The sequence below is a fragment of the Wenyingzhuangia aestuarii genome (assembly GCF_011927765.1).
GTDB classification, from domain to species: Bacteria; Bacteroidota; Bacteroidia; order Flavobacteriales; family Flavobacteriaceae; genus Wenyingzhuangia; species Wenyingzhuangia aestuarii.
In genome coordinates, this window is sequence record NZ_JAATJG010000035.1 from 1 (window position 1) to 2448 (window position 2448).

Consider the following 2448-nt stretch of genomic DNA (forward strand, 5'->3'; position numbering starts at 1 on the left):
AACACTGATAAACACTTGATTTTAATGAAAAAGTTAACAGCGTAACTAATAAGCGAAATTTAAAAGATTACTCTTGTTTTATAGGGGTCAAAACATAATATTCTCGTGATCAAGATAGTTAAGCATTTCTTTCAATTCAGGACAATCTAGATTTGTTAAGTATAGAAAATCATAGTCAATCAGGTGATTATTAAAATGTTTTAAAAATTTAATGGGGGTTTCAATCCCAAATGGTTTTCGTATCATTCGATATGCAATATCACTTATTGATGTTGGTGAATACCCTTTGTAAAGGAGATATGGTAATAGGCATGAAACAATCGAATCAATAACTTTTGAATTTTCAACAAATTTTTTGCTTTTGAAATCAATTTGAGATAATTCATAAATTATATTACTAAAATAATCATCATTAAGACGTGCTAAGTTAACTTTTGATTTTAATTGTAAGTCTTTAATTTGTACACTATTATCTTTTAAAGTTTCTTTTACATGTTTATAATATAGTTGAATATCAGAATGATACTTACTTATAATATAATCATTTTGAATATTATTATTTAAACATGGCTCATAACTTTCCTTAATTAAAGAATCTAATCTTTTGAATGATTTTTGGCGTTTTAAAGTTAGAGTACTTATTTCTACTATTTCCGAAATTAAAGTAAATCCATTACTTGTTTTATGTCTGTTAGATATAGTTTCATCATAGTCAACTTGTTGCTTTATTTTTTCTATAAAGTATTTAGTGAGGTCTGTATGTTTATAATTCCAATCTCTATTTTTTGATACCCACATTCATCTTTTTTTTTGGTTATGCACAACGGTTAGTATAAGAGTAGTAGCGGATTAAAATGCAACTACTTTCGGACAGCAATATACTTAATTAAACACAAAAACGGTTTGAGTATACACCCAAACCGCTATTACTTTTATACATTGTTGTACATTCGTACTTTTTTCATTATTCTCTTGAATGTAATCCAATAGTATTCCCATCTCTATCCATTAAGATAGAAACAAAGCCAAATTCTCCGATAGACATTTTTGGTCTTATGATTTTCCCTCCAGCTTTTTCAACCAAATTTTCTTCAGTTGTACAGTCTTCGGATTCAAAGTAGATAACTGTATTATTACTGTTCGGTACAAAATTTTCTTTTTCAACTAATGCTCCAGTAATATTCAGCCCTTTTGGGTCAAAAGGGAAGCCAGATTGTTTTCCGAATTCGATTGGGAAGTCAACAAGTTTAATGTTAAAAACAGTTTCATAGAATTCTTTCGCATTGTTTAGATTTGATACATTGATGTCGAACCAGTTTACAGGATTTACGTTTTTCATTTTATTTTCGTTTATATTTTGTTGCGTTATTGCATTGCAAATATGCGATGACTTTAAAATATAAAATTGTAAAAATGGGACAAGACTAGTTTTTTACGTCAAAAATTAAAGACATTTTTAAATCGTTTCCATAAAATTCTTTAGGTGTCAATCCTGTAAATTCTTTAAAGTCTTTTATGAAATGTGCTTGGTCAAAGTATTCGTTTTGATAAGCTAAATCGGTTAGACTTGTAACTTCTTTGTTTAATAATGATTTTAACGCATTTTGAATTCTTATAGTTTTTGAAAGTTGTTTTGGACTTAAACCAATTGTTGACGAAAATTTACGAGTTAATTGTCTGCGATTAATATTATTTTGCTCTGATAATTCATTTACAGAAAATTGTCCATTTGCTTCTATAATTATATCAACAGTTGATTTTACAATACTGTCGATAATATTTTTCTCTGTTAATCTTTCAAGTAAAAATGTTTCTATTAATTCTATTCTTTCGGAAGTAGAATTAGCATTTAGAATTTGCTCTCCAATTTTGTCTCCATCTTTTCCAAATAGTTTATATAATGGTACAGCTATATTTTGAATTTCTTTAATAGCTATGTTAGCAAAAGGCACGAATCCATTCGGTTGAAATCGAACAACAAATGAGCCTGTAATTCCCAGAGGTTCTACAATATAAGGTTTTGTCAATTGTCCTATTAAAAAATATTTTGGAAGAATTACACTTTCTTTATTATTTATGTGATGTTTATAAGTATCTCCATAATGAAAAATAAGTTTCATTGTTCCATCTGGAATAATAGTATTTTTTAAAGGTGTATTTTCTATATCACTTTCTAAATTCCAGTAGCATTTAACCCATTCCTTTAAATTATCTTGTGGTTCAAATATTTTGTGATTCATTTCGTGATTTTCTTTCGTTTTGAGGTTGCTTGGGTATGATGTACAACGGTTTTGTATAAAAATCAGTTTGGGAGGAAAGCTCGAAGAGTTTCAGCCCGTGCTGATTTGACTAGGTTTAAAAGTACAGAACTTAGGGAAAGAAACCAAGCCCAAATTGTTTTTATGCGTTGTTGCCTTTTAGCAGTACGGATCATTAATTTTCAATTCT

3 protein-coding genes are annotated in these 2448 nt (G+C 28.4%); all 3 read right to left on the minus strand.

The window, feature by feature from the left end:
- Positions 1-87 precede the first annotated feature (87 nt).
- The 3 genes from GGR97_RS15155 to GGR97_RS15165 all read right to left on the minus strand — a co-directional run bounded on the left by GGR97_RS15155 (position 88) and on the right by GGR97_RS15165 (position 2240).
- Positions 88-798: a hypothetical protein gene (locus GGR97_RS15155; protein ID WP_167899371.1), complete on the minus strand. Its 711-nt coding sequence runs from the start codon at positions 796-798 to the stop codon at positions 88-90.
- 166 nt (positions 799-964) lie between these two features.
- Entirely contained in the window at positions 965-1339 is a 375-nt protein-coding gene (locus tag GGR97_RS15160; protein ID WP_167899372.1) for a VOC family protein, read from the minus strand.
- Positions 1340-1424: 85 nt separating this feature from the next.
- Positions 1425-2240, minus strand: a complete 816-nt coding sequence (locus tag GGR97_RS15165) for a helix-turn-helix domain-containing protein (protein ID WP_167899373.1) — start codon at positions 2238-2240, stop codon at positions 1425-1427.
- Between the last annotated feature and the right edge of the window lie 208 nt (positions 2241-2448).